Below are 25,762 nucleotides of genomic sequence, written 5' to 3' on the forward strand. Positions count from 1 at the left end.
GAACGACGTCCCGCCAGACGGGGACCATAGCGCCACCCCGACGGGCAACGGAATGGTGATCACGGCACGAGCACAGAAGTGAGGTTGGCATATGCCGCGCATAGGGAGGTTGTCGCCCGCCGGGCCATGACGAACATCACGCCCCGTCCCGGCCCGGAGCGGCCCGTCGTGTCACTCCGGGCGGACGACTCCCAGGATCTCCATCGAGCCCGCTCCCGCGATCGTCACGTTCCGGCCGGGCCGCGGCGCGTGCACCATGGCGCCGTCGCCGATGTACATCCCGATGTGGCTGGCGTCCTTGAAGTAGACGATCAGGTCACCCGGCCGCATGTCCTTGATGTCCACCCTCGGCAGCAGCCGCCACTGCTCCTGCGAGGTGCGCGGGATGGGCCGGCCCGCAGCGCCCCAGGCGCTCTGGGTCAGGCCGGAGCAGTCGAACGAGCCCGGGCCCTCCGCGCCCCAGACGTACGGCTTGCCGATCTGCGCCGTCGCGTACCGGACGGCCTGCTTGCCGCGCGCGGTCGCCTTCCCGTCGAGGCCCTTGAGGACGCCGGTGTCCAGCCAGGCGGTCTGGGCCCGGTACCGTTCCTGCTCCTCCATGCGCAGCAGGCGCGCCAGCTCCTCGGCCTCCAGCTCGGACTCGAGCTTGCGGGCCGCGGCGATCTTGGCCTCGATGTCCTTCTTCGCCTTGGCCTGCTTGACGCGGTTGGCCTCCAGCTTGGTCCAGTTGGTGCCCGCGTCCTTGGCGTAGAGGGTCAATTCGCCCTGCGTGCGGTTCAGTTCGCCGAGGAGGTCGCTGGTGGCCTTCTGGCCCTGCTTGAGCCGGCCGGCGTGGTCGAGGAAGAGCTGCGGGTCGTCGGTGAGGACGAACTGGGCGCCGTCGGGAAGGCCGCCGTTGCGGTACTGGGCGCGGGCCGCCGCGCCCGCCTGGGCCTTGAGCCGGTCGATCTTCTCGCGGCCGGCCACGATCATCCGGGCCAGCTTCACGATCTCGGCGGACTGCTCCTTGGTCTGCTCCTCGGCGAGGTTGTACGCGTCGGTGGCGACGGCGGCCTGGCGGTACAGACCGTCTATCTCCCTGCGTACCTCTTCGAGGGTCTTCTCGGGCGCGGCGGGTGCCGCGGGCGGCAGCGGTGCGGCGGTGGCGGTCAGGGTCAGCGCGGGCGAAGCCAGTACCGTCAGGGCGCAGACCACGGTGATCGCGGTGGTGGCATGGCGGCGTCGGTTCACTATCTCCCCCTCGGACGGCCTTGCATCCCGAATCTGATTTACCGTCAGTAACTTGCTGGTGACCTTGGCGATAGTGCCATGCGAAACCCGAAAACGACAGGGGAAACCTGGGCTTGTCGGGCCAGTTCCCCCGACCAGGGACGAGTGTGCGGCGTGTCGCGTTCCGCAAGCGGCGGAAATTCAGCCGGATGTGACGAGCGCGACGTTCCCGCGCCCCGGGCCGGGCCCTCCCGCGAGGCGGCGCTCACGCCGGCGTCGCTCCCGCGCCTGGTCCTCCCGCGAGGCGGCGCTCACGCCGGCGGCGCCAGGGCCTCCCAGCGCACCGTCACCTCTCCCTGCCGCCAGCGCCGGTGGCCGTCCGTCAGCGGCCAGTCCGCCGCCAGGTCACGTACGGCCCGGATCCAGCGCTGCCGCGCGCCGAGCGAGGCGTACGGAGCCGCCGCCGCCCACGCCCGGTCGAAGTCGCGCAGGAAGGCGTGCACCGGCTCACCCGGCACGTTGCGGTGGATGAGGGCCTTCGGCAGCCGCTCCGCGAGGTCGGAGGGGCGCTCCAGGGAGCCGAGGCGGGTCGCGAAGGTCACCGTCCGCGGCCCCGACCGGTCGAGCGCCACCCACACGTGCCGCCGCCCGATCTCGTCGCAGGTCCCCTCCACGAGCAGCCCGTCCGGCCCGAGCCGCGCGCACAGGCGCGCCCACACCGCGGCCACCTCGCCCTCGTCGTACTGCCGCAGCACGTTCGCCGCCCGGATCAGCGCGACCTCGCCCGGCACCGGGACCTCGAAGCCGCCGTGCAGGAAGGTCAGGCCCTCGCGTTCGTAGGGCCGGGCGGCGGCGACCCGGGACGGCTCGATCTCGATGCCGACGACCTCGGCGCGCGGATCGGCGGTCCGCAGCCGTCCCAGCAGCTCGACGGCCGTCCAGGGGGCCGCGCCGTACCCCAGGTCCACGGCGACGGGAGCCCCGGGCGACCGGCGCAGGGCCGGGCCGTGGACGGCGGCGATCCAGCGGTCCATGCGGCGGAGCCGGTTCGGGTTGGTGGTCCCGCGGGTCGCCGTGCCGACCGGTCGGGTCACGGCGAGCGACGCGCGGGCGGGGCGACCCCGGCCGGAGCCGTCGGGGAGGGGGGTGCGCGGGGCCATGGGACGAGCCTAAGCGGTGAGCCACGTGGCCCCTCGCGGGCAATGAATTGGCAAAACGGAAATGGATGGCGTCATTCCGGTGTTGTGCCGCCAGGAGGGCGACGTGGGCCGCCCGGTTCGCCGTGCCCGGCCTGCCGTACCCGCTCCGCAACGCCCCCGCTGACCGCTATGCCTCGCTCCGAGCGGAAGGACCGTCGACGTGAGCCAGTACGTGTCCCGGCTCGCCGGCTCCCTGGCGACACCGTCCAGGCTCCGGCTCCCCGGCCGTCACCGCACGCCCCGCCGGGTGGCCATGCTCAGCGTCCACACCTCGCCCCTCCACCAGCCGGGAACCGGCGACGCGGGAGGCATGAACGTCTACATCGTCGAGCTGGCCAAGCGCCTCGCCGCGATCAACGTCGAGGTCGAGATCTTCACCCGCGCCACCACCGGCGGCCTCGCCCCGGTCGTCGAGCTCGCGCCCGGCGTCCTCGTGCGGCACGTGGACGCGGGGCCGTACGAGGGTCTGGCCAAGGAGGAGCTGCCGGCCCAGCTCTGCGCCTTCACGCACGGGGTCATGCAGGCGTGGGCGGGCCACCGTCCGGGCCACTACGACCTGGTCCACTCCCACTACTGGCTCTCCGGCCACGTCGGATGGCTCGCCGCCGAGCGGTGGGGCGTCCCGCTCGTGCACGCCATGCACACCATGGCCAAGGTCAAGAACGCGGCGCTCGCGGAGGGCGACACTCCCGAGCCCGCGGCCCGGGTGATCGGCGAGACCCAGATCGTCTCCGCCGCCGACCGGCTGATCGCCAACACCGCCGAGGAGGCCGACGAGCTGGTCCGCTTCTACGAGGCCGACCCCGGCAAGGTCGCCGTCGTGCACCCCGGCGTGAACCTCGACCACTTCCGCCCCGCGGACGGCCGCGCCGCCGCCCGGGCCCGCCTCGGCCTGCCCGCCGACGCCTTCATCCCGGTCTTCGCGGGCCGCATCCAGCCGCTGAAGGCCCCCGACATCCTGCTGCGGGCGGCGGCCCTGCTGCTGGACCGCGACCCCTCCCTGCGCTCCCGCATGGTCGTGCCGGTCGTGGGCGGGCCGAGCGGCAGCGGCCTGGCCAAGCCGGAGAAGCTGCAGAAGCTGGCGGCCCGGCTCGGCATCGCGGACGTCGTGCGCTTCCACCCGCCGGTCGGACAGGAACGGCTCGCGGACTGGTTCCGCGCGGCCTCGGTGCTGGTCATGCCCTCGTACAGCGAGTCCTTCGGGCTGGTCGCGATAGAGGCCCAGGCGGCCGGCACACCGGTCGTCGCGGCTGCCGTCGGGGGCCTTCCCGTCGCGGTGCGCGACGACGTGACCGGCTTCCTCGTGCAGGGCCACGACCCGGCCGACTACGCCCGCGCGCTCGGCCGGTTCCTCGAGGACCCGGCCCTCTCCGCCCGGATGGGCGCGGCGGCCGCCCGGCACGCCGGCTCGTTCGGCTGGGACACGGCGGCGTCCGGTACGGCGGACGTGTACACGGCGGCGATGCACGATCACCGGATGCGTGATCACCGCCGTCGCGTACGCTCGCACCATGGCTGACGTCGCACGCGCCCACCAGGTCATCGAGGACACCCTCAAGGACGCCGAACTGGAGTGGGAGTCCCCCGAGCCCGGCTCGTACGTCGTCAAACTGCCGGGCACGCGCAAGCTCTTCACGACGCTCTCGCTGCGCGTCGGCCGCCACTCCCTCTCCCTCAACGCCTTCGTCATCCGTCACCCCGACGAGAACGAGGCGGGGGTCCACCGGTGGCTCCTGGAGCGCAACCTCAAGCTGTACGGAGTGAGTTACGCGGTCGACGGCCTCGGCGACATCTACCTCGCCGGCAAGCTGCCGCTGGCCGCCGTCACCGCCGAGGAGCTGGACCGGCTGCTCGGCTCGGTCCTCGAAGCGGCCGACGGTTCCTTCAACACGCTTCTGGAGCTCGGCTTCGCGCGTGCGATCCGGCGTGAGTACGAGTGGCGGATCGCCCGCGGCGAGTCGACCCGCAACCTGGACGCGTTCACGCATCTGACCCAGCGGCCGGCAGACTGAGGCTCGGGCGCCCGGCTACGTCCGGCGCCCGCCTGGCCCCGGGCCGTACAGCGCCCGCCCGCCCCGCAGGTTTGAAGCGCCGACCGGCACGCGAGGCTCTCTTGCCGATCCTTGCCCCTCTCGCCGGGTTCGCGGCCTGATCCAGCCCTCCGGCCCGACCGGGCCTGACCGACACGACACCTCTGGCCGGCCCCCGCCCCCTTTCCCCATTCCGCTTCCCATGCCTTCCGCACCCCGGCCTAGGCGTGGCATGCTCACGCCCGGCATAGAGCTGAACACCATTCATGTACGTGAAAGGGGCTCGGGTATGGCACTCAGCAGGCGGCAGTTCGTGGGCGGCGCGGCCGCGGTGGCGGGCGCCACCGCGGGCACGGGGTTCGCCCCGGCCTCCCGGCCCTCCCTCGGGGACGTCCCCGGCCCGGCCTCCCGGCCCTCCCTCTGGGACGAGTACACGGCCGCCCCCTACACCCACCCCCAGATCCCCTACGTCGGCCGCGCCGGCGCCCGCCGCGGCGCCACCCGCCTCGCCCGGCCGAGGACCGTCGCCGACGTCCGCGACTACGGCGCCACCCCCGACGGCTCCACGGACTCCGCCCCCGCCGTCAACCGGGCCCTCGCCGACGCGGGGGAGCGCGGCGGCGGCACGGTGATCGTCCCGCCGGGCACGTACCGGATCGACGGGCTGATCCACATCGGCCACAGCGGCGTGGTCCTGCGCGGCGCCGGCTCGGAGCGGACGACCCTGCTGGCGACCCGGCACCTCACGGAGCTGATCGGCCCGTACGGCTCCCGCTACGGCGGCGACAAGTCCTCCTGGTCCTGGGCCGGCGGACTGATCTGGCTCAGCCCGCGCGCCCGCCACGCCTCCCTCCTCGCCGCGATCACGGCGCGCGCCTGGCCCTTCGAGGGCTGGACGGGGAACGCCCGCGACGAGTGGACCACCCTCACGACGGTCCGCCCGGCCCGCCGCGGCGACTGGACGGTGACGGTCGACGACCCGTCAGCCCTGCACCGGGGGCGGATCGTTCTCCTCCGGCTGGCCGACGACGACGGGCACACGCTGCTGGAGCACATGGCGGGCGGCGGACCGGGCCCGGAGGCGTACACCTGGGACGACAAGACGAAGCTGACGAGCTACGTCCCCTACGAATGGCCGGTGCGGATCGCCTCCGTACGCGGCCGGAGGGTCACCTTCGAGCGGCCGCTGCCCCTGGACGTACGACCGGAATGGGACGCCCGGCTGACCACCCTCGCCGAGCCGCTCACCGACTCGGGCGTGGAGGGCCTGACCCTGGAGGCGGTCGAGACGCCCCAGGCCCCGCACCTGCTGGACAAGGGCTACAACGGCGTCACCTTCCAGTGCGCGTACGACTGCTGGGCGGACGACGTCGTCGTCCGCCACGTCGACAACGGCTTCGGGCTCGTCGCCGCCTCCGCCTGCACCCTGCGCCGTACGCGGGTGGAGGGGCGCGGCTCGCACCACCCGTACTTCTGCCGGGAGGGAGCGCACGACAACCTCGTGGAGGACTTCCGCGTGGCGGCCCGCACGGTTCCGGCGCCGGCCGGGACGCAGCTCCACGGCATCAACGTCGAGGGGCTGTCGAGCCACAACGTCTGGTCACGGGGCCGGATGGAGATGGGCACCTTCGACACGCACCGGGGCATGCCCTTCGCCAACGTGCGGACGCAGATCACCGTCGAGAACAACGGCCGGCACGGCGGCGACGCGTCGGCCGGGCCGCTCTACGGGGCGCGGTTCGCGCACTGGAACGTGACGGTCACGAACGGCCGGGCGGGTCTGGTCAGGATCGACACGGTCGCGCCGTACAGCGTGACGGCCGGCATCAGCGAGGTGCGGGAGTTCGACCAGATCGACGTGCCGGACTTCGCGGGCGACCTCCACGCGCGCGTGGAGGCGTACGGGGAACCGGAGGCGGTGCGCCCCCGGAACCTGTACGAGGCCCAGCGGAGGGTCAGGCGCTGACGGCGGGTCTCCGGCCGGGCCCCTGACCGGACTCCGGGCCGTTCGGGCCGTGCGGACCCTCCAGACCGGCCGTCAGGTCCTCCGGGCCGGGTTCCGGCTCGGGCCTCGGCCCGGAGGCCGGCCCGGGCCTCAGGTCCTCCAGGTCGGGCTTCAGGTCGGGCTTCTGGTCGGGGAGGTCGCCGGGGCGGGCGTCCTCGTGGACCGGATCGATCGCGATCGGCTCGTCGTCGACGAGGGCCTTGCGCAGGCGGGTCGTGTAACCGACGGCCGCGACCGCCCCGATGACCGCACAGGCCGCCCACAGGACGTCGGGCCCGGGCCCGTCCACGACCCAGCCGGCCAGGATCGGCGCGACGAAGCCGGCCACCGCCCAGGACATGCCCATCACGCCCTGGTAGCGGCCGCGGGCGTGCTCGGGGGCGAGCCTGGCGGTGGCGGCGGCGTTGGTGGGCACGTGGACCATCTCGCCGATCGTCCAGACGACGACCGTGGCGGCGAAGGCGACGGGCGACCCGGCCAGGGCGGTCGCTCCCGTACCGAACGCGAACAGCAGCGAGGACACGGTCAGGAGCATCGTCGGCGACCGCTTGTCGGTCACCTTGTTGACCAGGAGCTGGAAGGCGACGATGACGACGCCGTTGACGGCGATGACCGCGCCGTACGCGGCGGTGGAGAGGCCCTGCTCCGCCATGGAGAGAGGCAGGCCGATCCACGGGGCGGTGAAGACGAGGCAGACGAGGAGGTTGAGGAGCACGAGGGTGCGGAAGGGGGCGTCGCGCAGCACCGTGAGGACGCTCAGGCGCTGTTCCTCGACGATCTCGCCGGCGGTGTCCCGGCGGGCGTCGGGCCGGGTCTCCGGCAGCCGGAGGAAGACGATGAGCGCGCAGAGGACGGTGGCCACGGCGTCGACGACGAACAGCGTCCGGTAGCCGAGGAAGACCGCTGCGCCGCCGCCGAGGGCGGCGATGGCGAAGCCCAGGTTCAGAGCCCAGTAGTTGAGCGCGTAGGCCCGGCGCAGGTCGTTCTCGGGGACCATGTCGGCGATCGTGGCGTTGATGGACGGCCGGACGCCCTGCATGGCGACGCCCATGAGCAGGACGACGGTGGCGACGGCCCAGGCGCTGGTGACGTACGCGAGGGCGGCGGCGCAGGCCGCGGCCGCCAGGTGCATCGAGACCATGGTGGGCCGCCGGCCCCACCGGTCGGTGAGCATGCCGCCGAGCGGCGAGCCGGCGACCCCGCCGAGACCGTGCAGGGCGACGACGAGCCCGGCGAACCAGGCCGAGTGCCCGAGCTCCTGGGTGAGGTAGAGGGAGAGGAAGGTGAGGACGAAGGCGCCGGTGCGGTTGACGAGGGTGGAGAGCCAGAGCCACCAGAAACCGCAGGGGAGCCCGGAGACGGTCGCACGCGCTGATCGTCTGAGCGAGTCGATGGACATGTGTGGCCGGCCCCCTGGCATGTGTAAGTCCCTCTTGGCGACTCCGTAACTTACGCATCTCACGTGTCGGACGCCAGCGAATTGCTGGGGGGCGTCCGGTGTCAGGCGTCGATTAGGCTCGGACGCATGGCCGACGCACCGTACAAGCTGATCCTCCTCCGCCACGGCGAGAGCGAGTGGAACGCGAAGAATCTGTTCACCGGCTGGGTGGACGTCAACCTCACCGAGAAGGGCGAGAAGGAGGCGGTCCGCGGCGGTGAGCTGCTCAAGGACGCCGGCCTGCTGCCCGACGTACTGCACACCTCGCTCCAGAAGCGCGCCATCCGCACGGCGCAGCTCGCGCTGGAGGCCGCCGACCGCCACTGGATCCCGGTCCACCGCTCCTGGCGCCTGAACGAGCGCCACTACGGTGCGCTCCAGGGCAAGGACAAGGCGCAGACGCTGGCCGAGTTCGGCGAGGAGCAGTTCATGCTCTGGCGCCGCTCGTACGACACCCCGCCGCCGGTCCTCGCCGACGACAACGAGTTCTCGCAGGCGCACGACGCCCGCTACTCCACGATCCCGCCGGAGCTGCGCCCGCGCACGGAGTGCCTGAAGGACGTCGTCGACCGCATGCTGCCGTACTGGTACGACGGCATCGTCCCGGACCTCCTGACCGGCCGCACGGTCCTGATCGCCGCCCACGGCAACAGCCTGCGCGCCCTGGTCAAGCACCTCGACGGCATCTCGGACGAGGACATCGCGGGCCTGAACATCCCCACGGGCATCCCGCTCGCCTACGAACTCGACGAGACCTTCAAGCCCGTCAAGCCGGGCGGCACCTACCTGGACCCTGACGCGGCCGCTGCGGCGATCGAGGCCGTGAAGAACCAGGGCAAGAACAAGTAGCCATAGTGATCATGCCCCTGACCTGCGTCGCACACCGCGCAGACCGGGGGCATTTTCATGCCCTGGGCCCACCCTGGGCCCTCGGCGCGGAGAGTCGTCCGGCCTCAGGGTCCTGCCGAGCGCTTGCCGTGCGCGGTGGCCCGAGCGCGGCGTGAGCTCCCGCCCCGGCCGGGGCCACGCGCTCTCGTCCGCAGCATGGGGACCGCCCGGGCGTGCCCGTGGCTGCGGCGAGGGCGGCAATCCGCAACGTTGCGGGGTCACATCGCGCGGACGCGCTGGCACAGTCACATCCCGGGCGGCCGGACGGCGCCCGCGATGAGAGGAGCCACCGTGCCCACAGCCAGGAAGAGCGGATTCCTTACGACCTCGCTCGCCACCGCCGCCGTTCTCGCCGGCACGCTCGCCCTCGCGCCGCCTGCGGGCGCCGCCGGCGGCTCGTGCGCAGGAGCGGGACCGACGACGCCGTGGGGGCAACCGACGGTCTACTGCGACACCTATGTCACCGCGAGCGTCACCCAGGGCAACACCCCCTTCGAGGGCGACTCGCGCGAGGTCGGCATCCTCTACGCGGGCCACAACTGGTTCACCTGCCAGCTCAAGGGCCGCGACAACCCGGTGATCCAGGGTGCTCGGAACAACTGGTGGCTCACGACCCTCGCCGACGTCGTCACCCGCCCGGGCGCCTCCGGCTGGGGCTCCTTCCCCGCCACCGCCGTCGTCCAGGGCAACGACTGGGAACCCGTCCCCGGCGTCCCCCTCTGCTGACCGTCCCTCGGTGACGGCGAGCGTACGCGCCGGCGCCCAGCGGAGAGCAGCAGCCGGGGCAGCTCCGCCCGAAGCCTTTCCACGACCTCGGATAGCCTCTGCCCACGCGGGATTCGGGCTACCTGAAACGGAGGCCGACGGTGTCGGTACGCGAGAACCTCGCCAGGCTCTTCAAGCGAACGGCCGAGGCCTCCGACGGTGAGCCGTTCGCCATGGAGCGGTCGTGTGAGTGCTCACCGGAGTGGCCCGGCCTGGAGTCGACAGCGAACGGACACATGGTTCCGGCTCGGCCCTCGAGCCACTACAGCATCCTGACGAACCCCGACGTCGGTCCGTTCGTCGCTCGGTGCACAGGCTGCCGGGCGCGTTACCCGCACCCTTGGGTGGTTTCGCAGGAGGCACCGATGCCCTTCGACTGGGCTCGCGACTGAAGGGATCCGGGCCGTCCGCGGGCAGGCGGCACGTAAGGCAGCCGAGTGTGTGGGGAACCGGCCGCGCCGCCGCCGGCAGTCGGCGGGTTCTCCTCCCCGGTCATCGCTGTCATCGCAGTGGGCCTCATCGCGATCGGACATGTCATGAAGGCCGAGTGATCAGACACCGAACAGGGCGGCGGGGTCAGTCGGTGTTCCCGGACCGGGCGCCGATGTCGTTCCACATGAAGGGGTCCTTCCAGTCCGGGCGCCCCTTGGCCCAGCCGCGCAGGGCGGCGATCACCTTCTCCTGAGAGAGCGTCCTGGTCTGGTAGTGCTCTGCCGCCGTGCCGTCACGGAACTCCAACTGGTAGGTGTTGTCGTCCCTCAGCCACACCCGCACGTACCCATCACCGGCCGCCTCGTCGTCGACCCGCTCCACGACCACGAAGGCATTGCCCCGGCCGAGGTTCGCCACCATCCGGCTCAAGGCCGTGGGCCCCGGATTCCTCACCTGACGACCGTGCTCGTCTCTCGCCTGCAGCATGCCGGCATCATCCCCCACGGCTCTGACAACAGCCGCGGGGCGACCACGTCCGCAATGCGCGCGGAGTGGTCCTTCCGGCTCTGCGTGGGCACCCATACGACAAGAAGCCCCCGGCCACCCGGGGTTCGGGGGTGGAGGGGCCGACACCTCGGAGCTCCCTTCCCGCCGGTCGCCCGATGGGCAGGGAGCTGGTCGTCCATGGGTGAAGGGTGCCGCGCTACTTGTTGTGGCCGCCGGGGGCGTGGCCGGCCGGGTTGCGGTTCTCGGTCTCCTGGGTCAGCGAGTTGCCCTTACAGTTCGGCTGCTGCCCGCCGGGCTCGTGGCCCGCGTTGTTGCTGCAGGAGACGTCGTGCGGCGTGATCGCCGCCGTGGCCGTACCGGCTGTGCCGAGGCCCAGGGCGCAGGCTGCCGCTGCGGCGGCTATCGCCGCGCCGATCCTCTTCTTTCGGATGGTTGTGGTCGTCATGACTCGACTCCAGACACGAGGTCTTGAGGGTCACGCTCGTCGCCTCACTCGACACCTGTCAAGGGATTCCGGCAATTGCGACATAAGTTCTCAACTGCCCAGTAACGCATACCCGTGCCGACCTGCGGGATATCCCCGCGCGCCCCCCGCCCCGCCCTCGATAACCTCCGCGCATGCCCGCAACGCTCCGCCTGGAGAAGATCACCCCCGCGAACGTCGACGCCGCCCTCGCGCTGCGCGTCCACCCCCACCAGGAGAAGAACGTCGCCCCGGTCGCGACATCGCTCGCCGAGGCGTACGCCTTCGGGGACCCCGCCTGGCCCCGGCTCCTCTTCGACGGTGACGCGCTCGTCGGGTTCCTGATGGCCTTCATCGACATCCAGTGGGCCCCGGACAAGGACCCCGACGACTACCGGAGCGGCCTCTGGCGGCTCAACATCGCCGCCGGCCACCAGGGCAAGGGGTACGGGCGCTTCGCCGTCGAGGCCGTACGCGAGGAGATACGGCGACGCGGCGGCACGCTGATGTACGTGTCGTGGGAACCGGGGGAGGACGGGCCCGGGGACTTCTACGTCAAGCAGGGCTTCCGCACGACCGGCGAGACGACCGGCGGCCAGATCGTCGGCGTCCTCGACGTCCAGGGCCCGCCGTCGGTGTGAGACGGGTACGAGACGAGGGACCCCGCCCGCTCACCGGGCGGGGCCCCTCGTCCCGCGGCTCTCCCGCTCAGCCCCCGCACTGGCACGGCGCCCCGGACTGGCAGCCGCAGCCGCAGCCCGAGCCGCACCCGCAGGCGCCGAGGACGGGCAGGAACACCGCGTCGCGCGGTGCCTCCTGCTGGGAATCGGTCGGAGCGGAATCGGCTGCCATGGGTCCCTCCTCGAAGGCGTACGTCGCCTCCGCCCATTGCACGCCCGGCAGGCCGGGCGCATCAACGGCGCACAGGAGTGCGACCCGCGACCCCGGTCGGCTTACGCGCCCTCCACCGGCACGTCCGACTGCTGCAGCTCGTCCGCGTGCTCACCCGTCACCAGGTACACGACCCGCTTCGCCACCGACACCGCGTGATCCGCGAAGCGCTCGTAGTAGCGGCCGAGCAGCGTCACGTCGACCGCCGTCTCGATGCCGTGCTTCCACCGGTCGTCCATCAGGTGCTTGAACAGCGTCCGGTGCAGCAGGTCCATCTCGTCGTCGTCCTGCTCCAGCTGCAGCGCCAGGTCGACGTCCTTCGTGATGATGACCTCCGCCGCCTTCGCCATCAGGCGCTGCGCCAGCTGCCCCATCTGCAGGATCGTGGCGTGCAGGTCCCGCGGCACCGCCGTGTCCGGGAACCGCAGCCGCGCCAGCTTGGCCACGTGCTGCGCCAGGTCGCCCGACCGCTCCAGGTCAGCGCTCATCCGCAGCGAGGTGACCACGATCCGCAGGTCCGTCGCCACCGGCTGCTGCCGGGCGAGCAGTGCTATCGCCCGGGCCTCCAGGTCGTGCTGGAGATCGTCGACCTTCTGGTCCGCCGCGATCACGCTCTCCGCCAGCTTCAGGTCCGCGTCGAGCATCGCCGTCGTGGCGCGTCCGACCGCCGACCCGACGAGCCGGGCCATCTCGACCAAGGCCTCGCCGATCGAGTCAAGTTCCTCGTGGTACGCGTCCCGCATCGAATGTCCCTCTCTCACAAGCGTCCGGGGTCCGGGTGGGGCTCGGACCCCCACGCTCCCACGTTCGGACCCGTACGCGTCCGGTTCCTCCACCTCACATGAACCGGCCCTTTCTCCCCGGTGAACTCTGGGCGACGCACGTCAGCGCTCCGCGCGGGTCAAATGAACCACCACCGTCCCCACGGTGAACTCTGGGCGACGACTGTTCGAGCAGCCACTCGCACGGCTGGGAGAGTGTCCGCCACCCCGCATAACCTGGATGGCATGGACGTGAACGCGGCAGTCGCCGCATTGGCAGCGATCGCCGGGGTGTGCACCGGCGTGATCGCCATGCTGGCGTTCCGCTGGAGCGAACGCGACCAGGCGCGACCCACCCGTACCTCCCTGCACACCGACGCCGTGCTCCCGCCCGGCGTCGACACCGTCCTCTCCGTGCTGCGCTCCTCCGCGGTCGTCCTCGACGAGAGCGACTCGGTCGTCAAGGCCAGCTCGGCGGCGTACGCCCTCGGCCTGGTCCGCGGCGGAAAGCTGGCCGTGGAGCCGATGCTCAACATGGCCCGGGACACCCGCCGCGACGGAGAGATACGCCAGGTGGAGCTCGACCTGCCCCGGCGCGGCACCGGACGCGGCGAAGCCCTCGCCGTCTCCGCCCGCGTCGCGCCGCTCGGCTCCCGCCTGGTGCTCCTCCTGGTCGAGGACCTCACCGAAGCCCGCCGTATCGAAGCGGTACGACGTGATTTCGTCGCCAACGTGAGTCATGAACTCAAGACTCCCGTAGGCGCGCTCTCCCTGCTCTCCGAAGCCGTCATGGACGCCTCGGACGACCCCGAGGCGGTCACCCGCTTCGCCGGCCGCATGCAGATCGAGGCGACCCGCCTCACCAACCTCGTCCAGGAGCTCATCGACCTGTCCCGGGTGCAGAACGACGACCCGCTGGAGGACTCCGAGCCGGTGCGCGTGGAGGAGCTGGTCGCCGAGGCCATCGACCGCTCCCGCCACACCGCCTCCACCAAGCAGATCACCATGGCGTCCGGCGGCTCCGCCGACCTCTACGTCTGGGGCAGCCGCGGCCAGCTCGCCGCCGCCCTCGGCAACCTCGTCGAGAACGCCGTCAACTACTCCCCGGCCCACACCCGCGTCGGTGTCGCGGCCCGCAAGATCGCCGCACCCGGCGGCGACCTCATCGAGATAGCCGTCACCGACCAGGGCATCGGGATCCCCGACAAGGACAAGGAGCGCATCTTCGAGCGCTTCTACCGCGTCGATCCGGCCCGCTCCCGAGCCACCGGCGGTACGGGCCTGGGCCTCGCCATCGTCAAGCACGTGGCCGCCTCGCACGGCGGGGAGGTCTCCGTGTGGAGCACCGAGGGCCAGGGCTCCACCTTCACCCTGCGGCTGCCCGAGGCGGGCGCCGTGCGGGAACGCCGCGCCAACGGCTCCGCCTCTCCCACCCCCGATCTCATGACCGAACCGCTCCCTGCCCCGGAGGTCCTTCCGTGACCCGAGTGCTCGTCGTCGAGGATGAGGAATCCTTCAGCGACGCCCTGTCGTACATGCTCCGCAAGGAAGGCTTCGAGGTCGCGGTCGCCGCGACCGGGCCCGACGGCCTCGACGAGTTCGAGCGCAACGGAGCGGACCTCGTCCTCCTCGACCTGATGCTGCCCGGGCTGCCCGGCACCGAGGTCTGCCGCCAGCTGCGCGGCCGCTCGAACGTCCCGGTCATCATGGTGACCGCCAAGGACAGCGAGATCGACAAGGTCGTCGGTCTGGAGATAGGAGCCGACGACTACGTCACCAAGCCCTTCTCCTCGCGCGAGCTGGTCGCCCGCATCCGCGCGGTCCTGCGCCGCCGCGGGGAGCCGGAGGAGGTCACCCCGGCGGCCCTGGAGGCCGGTCCGGTCCGCATGGACGTGGACCGCCACGTCGTCACGGTCGCGGGCGGCAAGGTCGACCTGCCGCTGAAGGAGTTCGACCTCCTGGAGATGCTCCTGAGGAACGCCGGCCGCGTCCTCACCCGCATGCAGCTGATCGACCGCGTCTGGGGCGCGGACTACGTCGGCGACACCAAGACGCTCGACGTCCACGTCAAGCGCCTGCGCGCCAAGATCGAGCCGGACCCGGGCGCGCCGCGCTACCTGGTGACGGTGCGCGGCCTGGGCTACAAGTTCGAGCCGTAGGCCGGCCCGGGCCCCGGCCCCGCGTCCGGGGGCGACCGGGTGCCCGACACGGGCCCGGATCTCCTGACGGCCGGACGTGCGCGGCCGGCTCTCTCGACGGCCTGACGGCCTGACGGCCTGACGCGGCCGAGCGCCGGACCGCCCGCCTGACGTGGCCGGAGGCCCGACAGGCCCGCAGGGCCCACGACACGCCTGAAGGGGCGCCCCGACACGGGGGCGCCCCTTCAGGCGTATGGCGTACGGACCGCCGGTGTACGGCCCGTACGGTCCGTCAGTGACCCGCCTCGTGGCTGGCCTCACCCGACGGCGTGGCCTCGCCCGTGGGCGTGGGCTCGGCGCCCGGGGGCTTGGGGACCTCGACCGGGCCGAAGTCCTTGAAGTAGCTGGTCGCCGGGACGACGAACGCCTGGAGGCCCACGTCGCCGGTCTTGCTCAGCTTGAAGACGACTTCCTGGGCGTTGCCGTTCTTGGCGGCCTCGGCGCCGGTCTCGATCGTGGCGGAGGCGTTGCCCTTGCCGCCGATGATGACCGAACCCATCGCGGGGACGGTGATCGGGCCCGTGCCCTCGGCGGCCTTCAGCTTCACCGTCGCGGTCGTGCCGGGAAGGGTGATCGAGTCGAGCGTCTGCGGCGCGCTGCCGTTGTTGAAGACCGTGGCCGAGACGACGGCCGGGCCCTTCACGGCGGCGTCCGGCTGGGTGATCACGAGCGCGTTCTGGATCTTGACGTCGTCCACGGAGACGGCGGCGTTGTCCGGCCGGACGCCGAGCGTCTGGGCGTCGTTACCCGCGCCGCATGCGGACAGTGAGGCGATCGAGAACACGATGGCGGTGGCGGCGAGGGCGCCGCGTCGAAGGCTGCGGCTCACGGCGGCGGCAACTCCTAGGACGTACGGACGGGCGAGGGACAGGCCGGCGGGGGTGGAGCGTGGAGCAGCCGGCCGAGGACGAGCCGAAGGTGCGTCGGCGCGCTTAGGTTACCGAGCCGCACTCTCCGTCCCGCACCCGACCCGCCCCTACGGCCTCCCGGTGGGTTCGGCTTCGCCCGGAGACGGAGGCGGCGACACTCCCGGCTCCCGTCCCGGATGTTTCGCGCCACGGCCGGATCACGACCCATTGACCCGCCGTTCACATAACCGCCTTGATCAATTCGGTGACCGTCCGCGCATTTCCCGGGCCTCCCCGTGAAAAAGCCCGGAGCGGCCTCCCCGTGATCAATTCGGGATTCGCTCGGGCATGCATCCGTACGAGTGAGCGACCCTCGAACGGAGTACGCATAGAGACCCGCGCCGAACCCGACAAACCGGGACATCACGCCTTCTTCGCGCGACCTCGGACGGGTGTAACGTGCGCGTTTCTCTGCGTCCGCGCAGCGGCTCCGACCTGCGAATACCCCCTCCGGGCAGCCCGCCGCAGCACGTTCGTGTCGCTGTTGTCAAGCCCCGAGATATGCCCTGACCTGCGAAAACGCCATTCAGAAGAAGCCGTATCCGTGTTACCCTGGATAGCCACGGAAGGGGTACCTGTCACATGACGTTCAAGGTTGGCGACACCGTGGTCTATCCCCATCACGGGGCCGCGCTGATCGAGGCCATCGAAACTCGCCAGATCAAAGGCGTGGACAAGACCTACTTGGTGCTCAAGGTCGCTCAGGGCGACCTGACGGTGCGTGTACCGGCGGACAATGCGGAGTTCGTCGGAGTTCGCGACGTAGTCGGTCAGGACGGGCTGGACCGGGTCTTCGAGGTGCTGCGCGCGCCGTACGCCGAAGAGCCGACGAACTGGTCCCGTCGCTACAAGGCAAATCTCGAGAAGCTCGCCTCCGGCGATGTCATCAAGGTCGCCGAAGTAGTGCGCGACCTGTGGCGTCGGGAGCGGGAGCGCGGACTCTCCGCAGGTGAGAAGCGCATGCTCGCCAAGGCTCGGCAGATCCTGGTGAGCGAGCTCGCCCTCGCGGAGAACACGAACGAGGACAAGGCCGAGGCTCTCCTCGACGAGGTCCTCGCGTCCTGAGTGCAGCGATGCCGCGGTGCCCGCTGACGTGCTGTGAAGACCACAGTGCCGTCGCCGGGCGCTGCGGCATGTCCGTCTGCGGTCGACCCGTCCGCCTCGACGGACGGCCTCGCACCGCAGAGCCGGCCGCTGGAGCCCCAGGCCACCGGAGCTGACACGTACGGAGTCGTACGCGACGCACGGAGACGTACGCGACACCCCGGATGCGTCACCGGCGTACGGAGACGTACGAAGCGTGGAGCCGCACGAGGCCCGGACGGCTACCCGCATCACGTGTTTCACGGAAAAACCCGCAGTCCCTGTCCCCTTGGTCCCCTCGCGCCACATCCCCTGTGCCCGCCGCGGAACGCCCCGACCGTCGTCACGGAAAGGGCCCGGTCAAGGCGTCGCGTCCGGCACGGTGAGGCCATACCCATGTCGGCCGAGGAAACAAACCTGCCGGAGTGCAACCAATGACAGACCCAGCGCGTCCTGTCCGTACCGCCGTGGTGATCCCCGCGGCCGGCCGGGGCGTACGGCTCGGCCCAGGAGCCCCCAAGGCGCTCCGGGCGCTGAACGGCACCCCCATGCTCATCCACGCCGTCCGCGCGATGGCCGCCTCCCGGGCGGTCTCCCTCGTCGTCGTGGTCGCCCCCTCCGACGGCGCCGCCGAGGTCAAACACCTCCTCGACGCCCACGCGCTCCCCGAGCGCACCGACTACCTCGTCGTCCCCGGCGGCGACACCCGCCAGGAATCCGTACGGCTCGGCCTCGAAGCCCTCCCCGAGGGCATCACCACCGTCCTCGTCCACGACGCGGCCCGCCCCCTCGTCCCCGTCGACACCGTCGACGCCGTCATCGAGGCCGTACGGGACGGCGCGGTCGCCGTCGTCCCCGCACTGCCCCTCGCCGACACCGTCAAGGAGGTCGAGCCCGCCGAGGAGCAGGGCCGGCCCGAACAGGTCGTCGCCACTCCCGAACGCTCCCGGCTCCGCGCCGTCCAGACCCCGCAGGGCTTCGACCGCGACACCCTCGTCAACGCCCACGCCACCATCGCCCTCACCGGCGACGGCGCCACCGACGACGCGGGCATGGTCGAACGCCTCGGCGCACCCGTCGTCGTCGTCGCCGGCCACGAGGAGGCGTTCAAGGTGACCCGCCCGCTCGACCTCGTCCTCGCCGAGGCCGTACTCGCCCGCAGGAGGGCCAACGATGGCTTCTGACCGGCCCCTCATGCCGCAGGTCGGCATCGGCACCGACGTCCACGCCTTCGAGCAGGGCCGCGAACTCTGGTGCGCCGGCCTCCTCTGGGACGAGGCCGACAGCGGCGGCCACGGCCTCGCCGGCCACTCCGACGGCGACGTCGCCGCACACGCCGCCTGCGACGCCCTCTTCTCCGCCGCCGGAATCGGCGACCTCGGCGCCCACTTCGGGACCTCACGCCCCGAGTGGTCCGGCGCCTCCGGCGTCACCCTCCTCGCCGAGGCCGCCCGCATCGTCCGCGCCGAGGGCTACGAGATCGGCAACATCGCCGTCCAGGTCATCGGCGTCCGCCCCAAGGTCGGCAAGCGCCGCGACGAAGCCCAGAAGGCCCTGAGCGCCGCCGCCGGCGCCCCGGTCTCCGTCTCCGGCACCACCACCGACGGCCTCGGCCTCACCGGCCGCGCCGAGGGCCTCGCCGCCCTCGCGACCGCCCTCGTCGTCCGCGTACGGCCCCCGCACACCGCATAGGCCCCCGCCCGCCGGCGTGGAGACCTCCACAGCGCGAAAAAGACGCCCCGCGGCCGGTATAGGTCGCGGGGCACTACCACACGCCCACTACCCTGGAGTGGTGACTATTCGCCTGTACGACACCAGCGCCCGGCAGATCCGTGATTTCACCCCGCTCACACCGGGCTGTGTCTCGATCTACCTCTGCGGTGCCACCGTGCAGGCCGCCCCGCACATCGGTCACATCCGCTCGGGGCTGAACTTCGACATCATGCGCCGCTGGTTCGACCACCGCGGCTACGACGTCACGTTCATCCGCAACGTCACCGACATCGACGACAAGATCATCGCCAAGGGCGCCGACCAGGACCGCCCCTGGTGGTCCATCGGCTACGAGAACGAGCGCGCCTTCAACTCCGGCTACGACGCCCTCGGTTGCCTGCCGCCCACCTACGAGCCCCGCGCCACCGGCCACATCACCGAGATGGTCGAGATGATGCGCGGCCTCATCGAACGCGGACACGCCTACGAGGCCGACGGCAGCGTCTACTTCGACGTCCGCTCCTTCCCCGGCTACCTCGCCCTGTCCAACCAGGACATCGACGACCTGCGCCAGCCCGCCGAGGAAGGCATCACCGGCAAGCGCGACCCCCGTGACTTCGCCATGTGGAAGGCCAGCAAGCCCGGCGAGCCCGACTGGGAGACCCCGTGGGGCCGCGGCCGTCCCGGCTGGCACCTCGAGTGCTCCGCCATGGCCCACAAGTACCTCGGCCCCGCCTTCGACATCCACGGCGGCGGCCTCGACCTGATCTTCCCCCACCACGAGAACGAGATCGCCCAGGCCAAGGCCTACGGCGACGACTTCGCCTCGTACTGGGTCCACAACGCCTGGGTCACCATGAGCGGCGAGAAGATGTCGAAGTCCCTCGGCAACTCCGTCCTCGTCTCCGAGATGGTCAAGCACTGGCGCCCCATCGTCCTGCGCTACTACCTCGGCACCCCGCACTACCGCTCGATGATCGAGTACAGCGAGGACGCCCTGCGCGAGGCCGAGGCCGCGTTCGCACGGATCGAGGGCTTCGTCCAGCGCGTCACCGAGAAGGCCGGCAAGACCGTCCCGCCCGCCCCCGACGTCCCTCCCGCCTTCGCCGAGGCCATGGACGACGACCTGGGCGTCCCGCAGGCCCTCGCGATCATCCACACCACCGTCAGGCAGGGCAACAGCGCCCTCGCCGCCGACGACAAGGACGAGGCCATCGCCCGCCTCGCCGAGGTACGCGCCATGCTCGGCGTCCTCGGACTCGACCCGCTCGACCCGCACTGGGCCGGCGAGGCCGACCGGGGCGAAGACCTCCACGGCGTCGTCGACACACTCGTACGCGTCGTGCTCCAGCAGCGCGAGTCCGCCCGCGAGCGCAAGGACTGGGCCACCGCCGACGCGATCCGCGACCAGCTCACCCAGTCCGGACTCGTCGTCGAGGACAGCCCCGAAGGCCCCCGCTGGACGCTCGGCAACCGCTGAAGACATGCCGCCCGGGCGACCGGGCGGCACACTTCATCTACAGACCTATGCACGCAACACCGAGGATTAGGTAGTCATGGCCGGGAACAGCCAGCGCAGGAACCGTCGCACGTCCAACAAGAAGGGTGCGACGGTCGGCAGCGGTGGCCAGCGGCGCAAGGGCCTCGAAGGCAAGGGCCCCACCCCGCCCGCCTCCGCACGCAAGGGCCACAAGAAGAACCGCATCGCCAACGCCCAGGCCAAGCACGCCGCCGCCCGCCGTCCCGCCCCCCGCCGCGGCGGCCCCAAGGGCACCTCCGAGATGGTCGTCGGCCGCAACCCCGTCTTCGAGGCCCTCCGCGACGGCGTCCCCGCCGTCACCCTCTACGTCCAGCAGTTCATCGACAACGACGAGCGCGTACGCGACGTCCTCAAGCTCGCCGGCGAGCGCGGCAACATCAACCTGATGGAAGCCCCGCGCCAGGAGCTCGACCGGATGACCAACGGGCTCAACCACCAGGGCCTCGTCCTCCAGGTCCCGCCCTACGAGTACGCGCACCCCGAGGACCTCACCGCGGCCGCCTACGACGCCCACGAGGACCCGCTCATCGTCGCCCTCGACGGCGTCACCGACCCCCGCAACCTCGGCGCCATCGTCCGCTCCGTCTCCGCCTTCGGCGGCCACGGCGTCGTCGTCCCCGAGCGCCGCGCCGCCGGCATGACCGCCGGCGCCTGGAAGTCCTCCGCCGGCACCGCCGCCCGCACCCCCGTCTCCCGCGTCACCAACCTCACCCGGGCCCTGGAGGGCTACCAGAAGGAAGGCCTCACCGTCGTCGGCCTCGCCGCCGACGGCGAGCACACCGTCGAGGACCTCGAAGCGCTCGACGGGCCCGTCGTCATCGTCATCGGCAGCGAGGGCAAGGGCCTCGGCCGCCTCGTCGGCGAGACCTGCGACTACCGCGTCCGCATCTCCATGCCCGGCGGCGCCGAGTCCCTCAACGCCGGCGTCGCCGCCGGCATCGTCCTCTACGAGGTCGCCCGCCGCCGCACCCGCTGACCCACCGCCGCACCGGCGCGGGGCCACCCCACCCGGCCCCGCGCCGGGCGGTTCCGGGCCGGCGCCGCCGCCGCGCCGCCCGCCCTCGGCGCGCGCGCCGGCACTCCGTACGCCCCCTCGATCGGCGTACACCGGGAACGGGCCCACCTCGCTGAGCTGGGCCCTTTCCCGTATCGGGCGATCTTGACGGGTCTCGGACATTCCGAGCCCGTCAAGGCAGTGTCCTTATCCCGCGTCACTCGGTTAGATGAGTGTGGACACCAGAACGCCCCGGCCGGGGTTCGACGATCAGCCCGCGCTGAGCATGGTCAAAGTGGATTCCGACCCCGCGCAGGTCATCGTGAACCACGCCAGCTTCCGTGTGCGGCTCGCGCCGACCGCCCAGCAGCCGAAGTTCGCCGTCGCCCCCCGCCTCTCCGTACTCGGCGGAGCCGCCGCGGGCGCGACCGCGGGTGCGGCCGCGGGCGCCGCGGGCCGCCGCCGCCCCGTCGTCTGGACCGGGAAGTCCGCGCCGGGCGACCCCGGCGCCACCGGACTCCTCCAGGCCATGCGCGAGTCCTCCGTCTCCACACTGGAGCCCCCCGCGTCCCACGACGCCGGCGCCACGCAGGCCATCCCGCGCGTCGACGACACCATGCCGACCCCCGTCGTCCCCTCCGGCGCGCCCCCGCTGCTGCCCCCCATGCGGCGCGCCGAAGGCGCCTACGACCCCCCGCAGGACGACCCGTACGACACGCCGTACCGGCCCGCCCACGGCGAGGAGGACACCGACGCCGACCGCGCCCGGCCGCACCGCCACGGCGCCGACCCTGTCCGGCACGCCTACTACCCCGGACGCCGCATGAACCTCGGTGTCGTCCTCCTCCCCCTGCGCGTCTTCCTCGGCTTCATCTCCATCTACGCCGGCATGGGCAAGCTCTGCGACCCCGTCTACTTCGACGGCGGCGAACGCGGCTCCATGGTCAAGTGGCTCAACTCGCTCCACCCCTGGCCCCTCGCCGAACCGCTCCGCGACTTCGCCCTCCAGCACCCCGTCGGCGCCGGTCTCACCGTCGCCTTCCTCCAGGTCGTCGTCGGCGTCCTCACCGTCCTCGGACTCTGGCAGCGCGTCGCCGCCGTCTTCGGCGCCCTGCTCTCCGCCGCCCTCATCCTCACCGTCAGCTGGAAGAGCGTCCCGGTCTACGACGCCCCGGACATCATCTTCCTCGCCGCCTGGTCCCCCCTCGTCATCGCCGGCGCCCCCGTCTACTCCATCGACGGACGACTCGCCGGCGAAGCCTGGCGCACCCTCGGCCCGCGCTCCGAACTCTGGGACCTCCGGCGCCGCGTCCTGCGCCGCGGCGGCGTCGTCACCGCCGTCGTCGTCGGCCTCACCCTGCTCGTCGGCTCCATGCTCGGCGGAGCCGTACGCTCCACCGAAATGGTCACCGTCCCCGGCCCCAACGACGACCCCATCAACCACCTCCCCGGCCAGCCCCTCCCGCAGGAACCCGGCCGGCGCACCCCCTCGAAGTCCGCCTCCGTCCGCCCCACGCCGTCGGAGACCGCCGGCGCCGTCGGCGAGCGCGAGGAGGAGGAGAGCGCCGCGCCGACCGAGACCGCCCGCGAGACCGGCCGCATCGAGGAGAGCCGCCCCACCGCCACCCGCGGCACCGACAGCTCCCCGACGCAGTCCAAGCCCGCGCCCCCGACGTCGACCAGCTCCGGCCCCACCAGCACCGGCGGAAGCACCACCGGAGGCGGCTCCGGCGGCGACAGCGGCAGCACCGACGGCGGCTCCTCCAGCGGCGGCGGCAACCGCAACCCCATCGGCGGCCTCCTCGGCTGACCCGCCCTCACCGACGGCCCACGGCTTCGGACACCACGAAGGGGCGGCACCGCACGAGCGGTGCCGCCCCTTCGTCATGTCCGCCGCCCGCCCGAGGACGGCCCAGCCCGGCGGGTGCCTCACCCGTCCCCGTGATCCCGTCCGCCGGCCTCCACGCCGGCCGCGCCCCCGCACCGGGCTGTCAGGTCCCCTGAGAGGCCAGCTCCTTCGCCGCCTCCGTCAGGTCCTTCGCCGTGTCGATCGCCCGCCAGTAGGCCCCCTGAGGCAGCGGGAAGCCCGCCAGACGCCGCTCACGGGCCAGCCGCGGGAACGTGGTGCGCTCGTGGTCGCCCAACTCGGGCAGGAGGTCCGTGAAGGCCGCGGAGAAGACGTACACGCCCGCGTTGATCAGATACGGCGACGGCGGCGACTCGATGAAGTCGGTGATGTGCCCGAAGGTGTCGGTCTCGACAGCGCCCCACGGGATCCGCGGGCGGGCCAGCGCCAGAGTGGCGGTGGCGTCCCGCTCGGCATGGAACTCGGCCATCTCCCGCAGGGAGAAGCGGGTCCAGATGTCGCCGTTGGTGGCGTACCAGGGCTGCCCCGGCTCGGGCAGGTGCGCGGCCGCGTACTTCAGACCGCCGCCGCGGCCCAGCGGCTCCGTCTCCACGACCGTCGTCACGCGCAGGGGGAGGACGGCGGAGGCCAGCCACTCCTGGAGCACCTCGGCGAGATGGCCGCAGGACACGACGGCGTCGGTGACACCCTCGGCGGCGAGCCAGGAAAGCTGATGGCCGATGATCGGGGTCCCGGTACCCGGGATCTCGACCATCGGCTTGGGGCGGTCGTCGGTGTAGGGGCGCAGGCGCGAGCCCTGGCCGCCCGCCAGGACCACGGCCTGCGTCGGGGTGGTGTGCATACCGGAACGATATGCGTACCTCGTGAGGCTGGAACCGCTGTCGGCGTCGGCGGCTCAGCTCGCGTACATCACACCCGTCGCGAACGAGGTGTCACAGACCGGACGGGAGTAGGACTGGGCGCGCGTGGGGCCGTAGTGCTGCACGGCGGCACGGCCCAGGGCGCGCGCGATCGACATGCAGTGCCGGGCGAGCGACGGGCGGTTCTCGACCTCACGCTGGAGGTGGGTGAGAGCCGTCCCGGGGTCCTTCTCCTGAAGCTCTGCGAGGAGGCGGTCGCGCAGAATATCCTGCGGGGCACGGGCCTTGGCGGGGGCGGAGACGTCCTTGGAGGATGCGGTCAGCATCTGGGTCCCGGAGCCCTGGCCGGCCCACGGAACGGCGGACACCGCGAGCGTTCCGGAGAGCACCAGGACGACGGGCAGGACGAGGGCGAGAGAGCGGCCGATACGGCGGGCAGTGTGCGTCACGCAGGCGAGCGTAGCGGTCCGTACAGATATGGCGACATTTAGTCACTCTCGCGAGGGACGGTTCGAGGTGTCTTTTCGAATCCCATGTTGACGCCGACGCGTCGAGGCAGTCCGAATTGACGGATCTGCCGGGGTATTTGTCGACAGCGTCCACCGGGGGCGATCAAGGTCCGCGAACGGCCCCGCGTCGGCGAGCGACGCGGGGCCGTACGGCACGGGGCGGGACGTCAGCCGGAGAGACGCTCACCCGTCGAGGTCGAGAAGACGTGCAGCTCGTCCGCGCGCGGCACGACGTGCAGCGTGGAACCCTTCTCCGGCACCGCGCGGCCACCGACTCGGACCACCAGGTCCTTGTCCTCGCTGCCGACCCGAGCGGAGCCGTACACGTAACCGTCGGCGCCGAGCTCCTCGACGACGTTCACGGAGACCGCCAGGCCCTCCTTGCTGGTGGCACCCGAGACGTCGAAGTGCTCCGGGCGGATGCCGACCGTCACGGTCGTGTCGCCCTTGGCGGAGGCGGCGGAGAGCGCGTCACGGGAGACCGGGACGATGCTGTTGCCGAACCGCACGCCCCCCTCGGTGATCGGCACCTCGACCAGGTTCATGGCCGGGGAGCCGATGAAGCCGGCGACGAAGAGGTTCGCGGGGCGGTCGTACATGTTGCGCGGCGAGTCGACCTGCTGCAGCAGACCGTCCTTCAGCACCGCCACACGGTCGCCCATGGTCAGCGCCTCGACCTGGTCGTGGGTGACGTACACCGTCGTGATGCCGAGACGGCGCTGAAGCGACGCGATCTGCGTACGGGTGGAGACACGGAGCTTGGCGTCGAGGTTCGACAGCGGCTCGTCCATGAGGAACACCTGCGGCTCACGCACGATGGCGCGGCCCATGGCCACACGCTGACGCTGACCACCGGAGAGCGCCTTCGGCTTCCGGTCGAGGTACGGCGTGAGGTCGAGGATCTTCGCGGCCTCCTCGACCTTGGCGCGGATCTCGCTCTTGTTGACGCCGGCGATCTTGAGCGCGAAGCCCATGTTGTCCGCGACGGTCATGTGCGGGTACAGCGCGTAGTTCTGGAACACCATGGCGATGTCCCGGTCCTTCGGCGGCAGGTGCGTGACGTCACGGTCGCCGATCCGGATGGCGCCGCCGTTGACGTCCTCGAGACCGGCGAGCATGCGCAGGGAGGTCGACTTGCCACAGCCGGAGGGGCCGACGAGGACGAGGAACTCGCCGTCCTCGATCTCGATCTCGAGCTGGTCGACGGCGGGCTTGTCGGAACCCGGGTAGAGCCGGGTCGCCTTGTCGAAAGTGACGGAGGCCATGGTGATGTGTCCCTTCACCGGCAGGAACGTGCCGGACGATCCGTTGTAAAGGAAGGATGTGGTGTAGTCCACCGGAGTGAACCGCACGTGACGCTACCTTGGCGGTGTCCGATCTGTCAGCAGTCGGAGGCGGAGAAGTTTTCGAGAGCGCTCGGTCCCGAGGGGCGGAGCGACGCACTTTTGACCAGCACGCGACAGTCCGGTCGGCGGCGGTGCGGGCGGGCGCTCACGGTCCTC

Annotated in this window: 25 protein-coding genes; 14 read left to right on the top strand and 11 right to left on the bottom strand. The window is 71.8% G+C overall.

What is annotated here, in order from left to right:
- Window positions 1-171: 171 nt before the first annotated feature.
- Window positions 172-1,230: a C40 family peptidase gene (locus AB0K65_RS21370; RefSeq protein ID WP_365718764.1), complete on the bottom strand. Its 1,059-nt coding sequence runs from the start codon at window positions 1,228-1,230 to the stop codon at window positions 172-174.
- A gap of 290 nt (window positions 1,231-1,520) precedes the next feature.
- Window positions 1,521-2,243 (bottom strand): class I SAM-dependent methyltransferase, encoded by a 723-nt coding sequence (locus AB0K65_RS21375; RefSeq protein WP_365718879.1) that lies wholly within the window; start codon window positions 2,241-2,243, stop codon window positions 1,521-1,523.
- A gap of 325 nt (window positions 2,244-2,568) precedes the next feature.
- On the opposite strand from AB0K65_RS21375, the gene mshA reads away from it, so the two are divergent.
- From mshA to AB0K65_RS21390, 3 genes are all read left to right on the top strand, one after another.
- Complete coding sequence (gene mshA / locus AB0K65_RS21380) at window positions 2,569-3,927, top strand: D-inositol-3-phosphate glycosyltransferase (protein WP_365718766.1); 1,359 nt, start codon at window positions 2,569-2,571, stop codon at window positions 3,925-3,927.
- Window positions 3,920-4,420, top strand: a complete 501-nt coding sequence (locus tag AB0K65_RS21385; protein ID WP_365718768.1) for a YbjN domain-containing protein — start codon at window positions 3,920-3,922, stop codon at window positions 4,418-4,420. The genes mshA and AB0K65_RS21385 overlap by 8 nt, the downstream gene beginning before the upstream one ends.
- Before the next feature lie 307 nt (window positions 4,421-4,727).
- Window positions 4,728-6,404: a glycosyl hydrolase family 28-related protein gene (locus AB0K65_RS21390; RefSeq protein WP_365718770.1), complete on the top strand. Its 1,677-nt coding sequence runs from the start codon at window positions 4,728-4,730 to the stop codon at window positions 6,402-6,404.
- Here the strand turns inward: AB0K65_RS21390 and AB0K65_RS21395 are convergent.
- Complete coding sequence (locus AB0K65_RS21395) at window positions 6,394-7,842, bottom strand: MFS transporter (RefSeq protein ID WP_365718772.1); 1,449 nt, start codon at window positions 7,840-7,842, stop codon at window positions 6,394-6,396. The genes AB0K65_RS21390 and AB0K65_RS21395 overlap by 11 nt on opposite strands.
- A gap of 126 nt (window positions 7,843-7,968) precedes the next feature.
- Between AB0K65_RS21395 and AB0K65_RS21400 the strand changes: the two genes are divergently transcribed.
- Both AB0K65_RS21400 and AB0K65_RS21405 read left to right on the top strand, forming a co-directional pair.
- Window positions 7,969-8,730 (top strand): phosphoglyceromutase, encoded by a 762-nt coding sequence (locus AB0K65_RS21400; RefSeq protein ID WP_365718774.1) that lies wholly within the window; start codon window positions 7,969-7,971, stop codon window positions 8,728-8,730.
- Window positions 8,731-9,060: 330 nt separating this feature from the next.
- On the top strand, window positions 9,061-9,495 hold the full coding sequence (locus AB0K65_RS21405) for a hypothetical protein (protein WP_365718776.1): 435 nt from the start codon (window positions 9,061-9,063) through the stop codon (window positions 9,493-9,495).
- A gap of 615 nt (window positions 9,496-10,110) precedes the next feature.
- On the opposite strand, the gene AB0K65_RS21410 is transcribed toward AB0K65_RS21405, so the two are convergent.
- Together AB0K65_RS21410 and AB0K65_RS21415 are read right to left on the bottom strand one after the other, a co-directional pair.
- On the bottom strand, window positions 10,111-10,452 hold the full coding sequence (locus AB0K65_RS21410) for a hypothetical protein (RefSeq protein ID WP_365718778.1): 342 nt from the start codon (window positions 10,450-10,452) through the stop codon (window positions 10,111-10,113).
- Between the two features lie 217 nt (window positions 10,453-10,669).
- Window positions 10,670-10,918: a hypothetical protein gene (locus AB0K65_RS21415; protein WP_365718780.1), complete on the bottom strand. Its 249-nt coding sequence runs from the start codon at window positions 10,916-10,918 to the stop codon at window positions 10,670-10,672.
- Between the two features lie 173 nt (window positions 10,919-11,091).
- Here AB0K65_RS21415 and AB0K65_RS21420 point away from each other — a divergent pair, with 173 nt between their 5' ends.
- Window positions 11,092-11,577 (top strand): GNAT family N-acetyltransferase, encoded by a 486-nt coding sequence (locus tag AB0K65_RS21420; RefSeq protein WP_365718782.1) that lies wholly within the window; start codon window positions 11,092-11,094, stop codon window positions 11,575-11,577.
- A gap of 67 nt (window positions 11,578-11,644) precedes the next feature.
- On the opposite strand, the gene AB0K65_RS21425 is transcribed toward AB0K65_RS21420, so the two are convergent.
- Both AB0K65_RS21425 and phoU read right to left on the bottom strand, forming a co-directional pair.
- Window positions 11,645-11,788: a hypothetical protein gene (locus AB0K65_RS21425; protein ID WP_365718784.1), complete on the bottom strand. Its 144-nt coding sequence runs from the start codon at window positions 11,786-11,788 to the stop codon at window positions 11,645-11,647.
- A 101-nt stretch (window positions 11,789-11,889) separates the two neighbouring features.
- The gene (gene phoU, locus AB0K65_RS21430) at window positions 11,890-12,570 is read right to left on the bottom strand and encodes a phosphate signaling complex protein PhoU (protein WP_365718786.1); all 681 of its coding nucleotides are present in this window, start codon (window positions 12,568-12,570) and stop codon (window positions 11,890-11,892) included.
- Window positions 12,571-12,834: 264 nt separating this feature from the next.
- Here phoU and AB0K65_RS21435 point away from each other — a divergent pair, with 264 nt between their 5' ends.
- Both AB0K65_RS21435 and AB0K65_RS21440 read left to right on the top strand, forming a co-directional pair.
- Entirely contained in the window at window positions 12,835-14,070 is a 1,236-nt protein-coding gene (locus tag AB0K65_RS21435; RefSeq protein WP_365718788.1) for an ATP-binding protein, read from the top strand.
- On the top strand, window positions 14,067-14,747 hold the full coding sequence (locus AB0K65_RS21440) for a response regulator transcription factor (protein ID WP_015035162.1): 681 nt from the start codon (window positions 14,067-14,069) through the stop codon (window positions 14,745-14,747). Before AB0K65_RS21435 ends, AB0K65_RS21440 begins: the two co-directional genes overlap by 4 nt.
- 271 nt (window positions 14,748-15,018) lie before the next feature.
- Here the strand turns inward: AB0K65_RS21440 and AB0K65_RS21445 are convergent, their stop codons facing one another.
- Window positions 15,019-15,615, bottom strand: a complete 597-nt coding sequence (locus AB0K65_RS21445) for a DUF461 domain-containing protein (protein WP_365718790.1) — start codon at window positions 15,613-15,615, stop codon at window positions 15,019-15,021.
- A gap of 661 nt (window positions 15,616-16,276) precedes the next feature.
- On the opposite strand from AB0K65_RS21445, the gene AB0K65_RS21450 reads away from it, so the two are divergent.
- The 6 genes from AB0K65_RS21450 (at window position 16,277) to AB0K65_RS21475 (ending at window position 22,834) form a co-directional block, all read left to right on the top strand.
- Entirely contained in the window at window positions 16,277-16,759 is a 483-nt protein-coding gene (locus tag AB0K65_RS21450) for a CarD family transcriptional regulator (RefSeq protein WP_003953493.1), read from the top strand.
- Window positions 16,760-17,211: 452 nt separating this feature from the next.
- Entirely contained in the window at window positions 17,212-17,961 is a 750-nt protein-coding gene (ispD, locus tag AB0K65_RS21455) for a 2-C-methyl-D-erythritol 4-phosphate cytidylyltransferase (protein ID WP_365718792.1), read from the top strand.
- Window positions 17,951-18,469 (top strand): 2-C-methyl-D-erythritol 2,4-cyclodiphosphate synthase, encoded by a 519-nt coding sequence (gene ispF / locus AB0K65_RS21460; RefSeq protein WP_365718794.1) that lies wholly within the window; start codon window positions 17,951-17,953, stop codon window positions 18,467-18,469. Before ispD ends, ispF begins: the two co-directional genes overlap by 11 nt.
- Window positions 18,470-18,569: 100 nt before the next feature.
- Window positions 18,570-19,970, top strand: a complete 1,401-nt coding sequence (gene cysS, locus AB0K65_RS21465; RefSeq protein ID WP_365718796.1) for a cysteine--tRNA ligase — start codon at window positions 18,570-18,572, stop codon at window positions 19,968-19,970.
- A gap of 76 nt (window positions 19,971-20,046) precedes the next feature.
- Window positions 20,047-21,006: a 23S rRNA (guanosine(2251)-2'-O)-methyltransferase RlmB gene (gene rlmB / locus AB0K65_RS21470; RefSeq protein ID WP_365718798.1), complete on the top strand. Its 960-nt coding sequence runs from the start codon at window positions 20,047-20,049 to the stop codon at window positions 21,004-21,006.
- A gap of 247 nt (window positions 21,007-21,253) precedes the next feature.
- Window positions 21,254-22,834, top strand: coding sequence for a DoxX family membrane protein (locus AB0K65_RS21475; RefSeq protein WP_365718800.1), 1,581 nt, complete (start codon window positions 21,254-21,256; stop codon window positions 22,832-22,834).
- Window positions 22,835-23,015: 181 nt separating this feature from the next.
- Here the strand turns inward: AB0K65_RS21475 and AB0K65_RS21480 are convergent, their stop codons facing one another.
- From AB0K65_RS21480 to ugpC, 3 genes are all read right to left on the bottom strand, one after another.
- A complete protein-coding gene (locus AB0K65_RS21480; RefSeq protein WP_365718802.1) occupies window positions 23,016-23,732 on the bottom strand; it encodes a nucleotidyltransferase family protein in 717 nt (238 codons plus the stop codon).
- A 54-nt stretch (window positions 23,733-23,786) separates the two neighbouring features.
- Window positions 23,787-24,200, bottom strand: a complete 414-nt coding sequence (locus AB0K65_RS21485) for a hypothetical protein (protein WP_365718804.1) — start codon at window positions 24,198-24,200, stop codon at window positions 23,787-23,789.
- Window positions 24,201-24,427: 227 nt separating this feature from the next.
- The gene (gene ugpC, locus AB0K65_RS21490) at window positions 24,428-25,525 is read right to left on the bottom strand and encodes a sn-glycerol-3-phosphate ABC transporter ATP-binding protein UgpC (RefSeq protein WP_365718881.1); all 1,098 of its coding nucleotides are present in this window, start codon (window positions 25,523-25,525) and stop codon (window positions 24,428-24,430) included.
- Between the last annotated feature and the right edge of the window lie 237 nt (window positions 25,526-25,762).

The organism is Streptomyces sp. NPDC053755, assembly GCF_040677675.1.
In the GTDB taxonomy this organism is placed as follows: Bacteria; Actinomycetota; Actinomycetes; order Streptomycetales; family Streptomycetaceae; genus Streptomyces.